Annotated in this window: 5 protein-coding genes; all 5 read right to left on the bottom strand. The window is 36.3% G+C overall.

Annotation, left to right across the window (positions count from 1 at the left end):
* Positions 1–134: 134 nt before the first annotated feature.
* Positions 135–1,217 carry a hypothetical protein gene (locus tag AB1422_15835; protein ID MEW6620780.1) on the bottom strand — a complete coding sequence of 361 codons (1,083 nt, stop codon included), beginning with the start codon at positions 1,215–1,217 and terminating at the stop codon, positions 135–137.
* 172 nt (positions 1,218–1,389) lie between these two features.
* Positions 1,390–3,105 carry a HEAT repeat domain-containing protein gene (locus AB1422_15830; GenBank protein MEW6620779.1) on the bottom strand — a complete coding sequence of 572 codons (1,716 nt, stop codon included), beginning with the start codon at positions 3,103–3,105 and terminating at the stop codon, positions 1,390–1,392.
* 63 nt (positions 3,106–3,168) lie between these two features.
* A complete protein-coding gene (locus tag AB1422_15825) occupies positions 3,169–4,449 on the bottom strand; it encodes an Ig-like domain-containing protein (protein MEW6620778.1) in 1,281 nt (426 codons plus the stop codon).
* 40 nt (positions 4,450–4,489) lie between these two features.
* Positions 4,490–5,152, bottom strand: a complete 663-nt coding sequence (locus tag AB1422_15820) for a HEAT repeat domain-containing protein (GenBank protein MEW6620777.1) — start codon at positions 5,150–5,152, stop codon at positions 4,490–4,492.
* A 56-nt stretch (positions 5,153–5,208) separates the two neighbouring features.
* Positions 5,209–5,815, bottom strand: a 607-nt coding sequence (locus tag AB1422_15815; protein ID MEW6620776.1) for a hypothetical protein, incomplete at its 5' end; no start/stop codon positions are given.

Below are 5,815 nucleotides of genomic sequence, written 5' to 3'. Positions count from 1 at the left end.
ACCAACAGTATCAATAATCCACTAAAGACTAAATACAACCGCTTACTGATTACTAATTCCATGATATTACCATTATACTCTTTTATTTTAGACAAGTCAACAAAAAAATTTCCCTTTTTCCCATTTTCCCTTACTTACACCGTTCTGATTGTGTTTCCTGTTCTATCATAAGCCACAGCAGATACTTCACAATCTAAAAATGTAATAGTAGTTGAAGGTACAGTCCAATCATAGCTGGATTCTTTTCCAATATCTTCATCATCATCTAAAGTAGTAATTAAAGTAAGAGTCCCTTTACCAAGTAATTGTCCATAGACTTCCTGATAATAAAGCTCTACTCGATCGATACCAGAGCCTTTATCTCCATCAGTAACAAAAGTTTTGACAGTCACGACATCATTCTTTTTAAGCAACCCACCTTCTGCAATCTCTTTTCCATCTTTATACAAATCAAAACTAAAGATTTGAGGGGAAGTACTAAGTTGCTTTCCTGATGCCTTTTTCATCCTTGCCAATAATGCCTTAGGGTAAAATGCATCTTTTTTAACGAAGAAAGCAGCTGATACAGCGTGGATTATCCCCGGTATTCCAAAAAACCAACAATTCTTCTCCTCCCATGATGAGAAGAAACCATAATTATCACAGGGATTCCCTCCACTATCTATACCTCGATATTGTATTACCTCATAACAATACTCTACCAAGCCATCACATCTAAAGGAGTTGCCAGGAGACTTAATGTCTGTTGGTTTCTCATTGAACGGATGTCTTGGATTTCCAGTAGCATATTTTTTCCCTTTCTGCTCCCATGCAGCGGCAATGATCTTCCTGCGTTTGTAAGCATCCAAAGTACCACTATTATATGCCCCTTTATACCCACCGGGGTAGATAATATACCTTTCAACAAATGGTTGGCAACTTATTGGACCACCATATCCAACTGCCTCAATTACACTATGTTGAAGGTCAGAACCTGTAATTTTGATGTAATATGGATCTTCTGTTTGAACATAGACCTCATCACCTTTAGAATGTGAGCAAAAGTAAATCCCGGCATGGTGGAATCCTACTCCTAAGATATCTTCGTATTGCTTATATCTGAATACAGCATCTCCTATCTCACAATCTGGAATTGTCTTGGCAAACAAATCCCCTCTGGCTATTAATATTACAAAGATGGTTAATCCTAATACCTTGCTTTTACTTAACTTATACATATCTTTTACCTCCTTTTAAAGAAATTATTAGATTTATGCAAAATAGGATAATTTATCATTGCGAGCGATAGTGAAGCAATCTCTCAGTAGTTAGAAGACAGCAAGATTACTCTGTCGTTTCGCTCCCCGCAATGACGACTAACCTTCATTTTGCAAAAGTATTAGAAATTAATTACTTGTATTTTTTACCTGTAAGTTTCTGTAGTACATAAATTAAATTATTCTTTGCATTTTTATATCTTTCATCTTTTAATGCCTTTTCTAAAGGTTCAATTGCTCTTTCATCACCTATTTTACCTAATGCTTCTATTATACACTCAGGATGCCTCTTAATTACTGCTTCACTTTGAAGTGCTTCCAATAATGGCTCAACTGCTCTTTTATCTCCTATCTCGCCCAAAGCATTGGTAGCAGCACTCCATGTCAACCAATCAGGATACTTTTTGTATATTTCTAATCCATTATTAATCAGCGCCTCCACTATCCTATCTTTATCCTCACCTGTTATCTCTTTCCCTAACTCCCCTAAAGCTTTAGCGGCAAACATATCACCTTTTTTTAAGTTCTCTATCAACGGCTTAATTACCCGCTTACTCTTCGTATTAGCTAAAGCATTAGATGCATTTGCTCGAACTAACGCATGTCTATTGTTCTTTAAAGCATTTATTAACGGCTCTACTACCTTTTCTCCACCTATCTCTCCTAATCCCCGAACAGCGGTTACTGCCACTAACTCATCCTTATCATCTAATGCCTCTACTAATGACTCTATCGCTTTTTCATCTCCTAGAAACCCTAACCCTCTTATTATTTCAGTTCGAACCCAACCATCTCTCTCATCCTTTAATACTCCCAGTATATCTTCAGTTTTAACAAAACCATTACTAGATAATGTACACACTATCGCACCTCGAAACCTACTATTTTCACCTCTATCCCTTAATATCTCCATTGCTGGCTTAGTTGCCCTCTTATCCTTACTATCTATTATTAGTATCATAAACACCTGCATTCTACAATACCAATGTCTATTTTTATCCTTCATTGCTTCTATCATGAATGGTGCTCCTTCTCTACTTATTGTCGTCAGGCTCTCTATATCTCTTGCTATCATCAAATCCAATATCATTGTGTCACAGAATGGATCATCATAGTCCCTCTTCTTCCCCACTTCCTCTATCATTTTACACTTCCTATCTATACTATCAATTATCTTCCTCACCTTCTGCTCAATCTTTTTTATCTCCTTTTCGCTAACTTTAACCTCAGGTGCTTCTTCGCCAAACCATTCTTTCAACGCAGAGGCTGCTGTATTGCGAACCTCTATATCCTCTTTCATATCTTTAGCAATATCTATCAAAGGGTTAATCATCCTTTTATCTTTTATCTGACTGGCGACTATTTGTATTAAGCCCGCTCGAAATGTTGCATTTCTCTTTTTATCTTTGATTACTTCTATCAAAGGGGAGATATTTGTTTTCCCAAGACTTATCAGCTCGTTCAACATTTGCTCTATTTCTACTGCTTCTTTCTCTGCTTTTTCTTCTGGTATTGGCACACCTTTCTTTAACCGCTCTTCTATTATTTCACTTGTAGAAAGTTTCTCAAATTTATCAACAATTCCCAATATTCTCTTCCTAATCTTTTTTCTCTCTTCTTTTGATAATCCAGACTCAACATATTGAGCTGTTTTTTCTGACTCTACCTTTATTTGTTCTTTGTTAGATGCTGGTGTTTTTGTATCTAATTTTACCTGAGATTGGACTACTTTTTCTTCCTTTACCTCTCTACTTCCAACTTCTAACTTCTTACTTCCTTGGATACACCCAAGCATCAGAGAACTAATTACCAGTATTAAACTAACCCCTAACCATTCTCTTTTTTTCATATTACAAATATTATACTCCTTAATCATCAATCAAGTCAACAAAAATTTCCCATTTTCCCTTACTTACACTGTTTCTAAAGCCTCATCAGGCACAAAAAAAGCCGTCCTTAAATCTTCAGCATAAGTTACCGAGCCAACAATAGCACCATTATTAACCAGGATTGTATCCGAATTAATCGTTTCCGTCGCCATCTCTTCAGAGAAGGTAACTCTGATCTTTTTACCAAGATATATCTTCGTATCCCCATTTGAAGGAGTGGTACTGGCTACCTGGGGTGGTGTATGGTCGATGATAACAAAAAAGCCATCAGTAATATCATAAGAATTACCAATTACAAATTTTTCCCCTTCACTCATATTTCCTGCACGATCATATACTCGAGCGTAGGCCCGCCACATAGGATATTGAGAAATACTACTGACATCCCAATTACAACTATATTCTTCCATTATCCCTTCATCATCTTTATCTTCATCTTTTTTATCAATTAAGTTAATTAATATTTGGTCAGTATAATAGAATTCTACTCGATCAATTCCAGAGCCACTTGCTCCATCCATTACCTTCACTTTAATCTCAATTGCTCCTGTGACTTTACTCCAAGGAAATATCTCTAGAAGGGGCTTTCCATCTTTATACAGTTCCGTCTTCTTTATCTCAGGGAGGTTGGCTTCTGCTTTCTTCATCTTTTTCATTAATGCGGTTGGATAAAATTTAGGCCATATCCCGTAAGCATATTTTAAATCCAACAACTTCGACCAACACTCTTTCTCATCACTATCAGTAAAGAACCCTCCTGGTTTAACCTGCTCATAGCAATATTCTACAAACCCATCACATCTAAAAGAACCTCTCCATCCATTTTCATTAGTTGCAGGATATTTTATTCTATTTGGATTCTTCTCTTCATACACACAATCTCCCTTCACTGCTTGTAAATAAGCGGTTGCAACAATCTTTCTCCGCTGGTAAGCACTTAAACCCCCGTTATTATACGCACCATAGGGCATCATTCCATGGAGGACATACTCTAAAGGAACAAAATCCACTGGCTTATAAGGAGGAGGTGGCTCCTTTTCATTTCCTTGAATCATTGAATGCTTAAGATCACTATCCGTAATCTGAATGGGATAAGGGGATTCAGTGCCAATACTAACCTTATTGTTATCCGACTGACTACAACAGTATATTCCAGTATGTCCAAAGCCCCCAACAAGAGGTAAACGCAAGGGCCTAAATACCGCATCCCCTATTTCCCATGTTGGTTTTACCTCTGCATAGCCAGAAGTTCCTACTACTAACAATAACCCAATCAACCCTAATAAAGATACTTTTTTAACCATTTTTGATATCCTCCTCTTTTTAGGCAAGGATTAATATTTATTAATCTTTGCCTTTTAATTTTTTTAATTCTTTTGCTACCCAATCCTTGTGATAATCCCATGTTCCTTCCCTTAATGCCTTTTCTACATATGGAATTGCCTTTTCATCCCCTATTTTACATAGTGCAAAAGAACAACCATATGTTACCATTTCATCCTTATCCTTTATTGCATCATCCAATACCTCTATTAACAAATCAACCGTCTTTTTATCTCCAATGTTGCCTAATGCAAGTGCTAAGTCTCCTTTAATCTTTTCATTCTTTGGGTCAGATAAAGCTTCTTCTAATGGTTCAATTACTCTTTTATCATCTAATTTAGCTAATTGCCATGCGATAATTCTTTTACAACCCCAACTTTCTTCTCTTCTAAAAGATTCTATTAGTGGTTCCACTACTCTTTTATCACCTATATTAGCTAATGCTCTTGCTGTATCCCTTCGAACCTGTTCATTTTCATCCTTCAACGCCTCTATCAATGGTTCAACCGCCTTTTTCGCCTTTATCTTACCTAAGATCTCAATAGCAAATATATTCCTATGACCTGGTATTATACCACTAAATCCTTCAACCTCTAATGAACCTCCTGTGGCTGCCTCTATTAATGCATCCACTATTCTCTCTTTTTCATCCTCGTCTGTAATACGATTATATACAAATCCCAAAGCTCCTGGAACTTGTGTTTTGATATGTCCATATTCATGATTCTTTAACGCATCTATTAATATATCTCTTGCTCTTTTACTAAATACCCCCCTCCCAACGCACCTATAACACTTATTCCCATCATCGAGTTCAAGCTCTTATCATATAATTTATCCTTTATTGCATCTATTGCCTCTTCTATTAATCTTTTATCCTCTGAGTTTTCTAATAAATTTCCTAATGAATACAATACACTACGACAGAAATGCTCCCTACCACAGAAATTCTTTCTCATCTTATCTTTTTGATTAGACTTTTCATCATCTACTAAAGGAATAGTTCTTAATACCCTTACCAGAGGTTCAATAGCCTTATCTCCTCCTGCAATTAACCCCTTTGCTGCTCCACATCTTATCCACATATTTTCCCTCTTATTCTCTAATATCTTCCCTAAAACTTGAGCTACATTGTTACTGTATTCAGTATGAGTATTGTGTCTAAGAAAATATCCTTCTTTATCCCTGATTTCTACCAACCTTTCAAGTAAGCTTCCTAAATAGAATCTTGTCTTCCAATTTCTCCTATTAGCAAATTCTCTTACTACGATAGGAATAGCAGGACTTCCAATCTCTTCTATATCTTGCCCGTAAAACTCTGATATCCCTATGGCTAAATATATATTA

Source organism: bacterium (assembly GCA_040757115.1).
Taxonomy (GTDB): domain Bacteria; phylum UBA9089; class CG2-30-40-21; order CG2-30-40-21; family SBAY01; genus JBFLXS01.
Note: the sequence above shows the minus strand (reverse complement) of the source record. Positions and strands in the feature narration are given on the sequence as shown.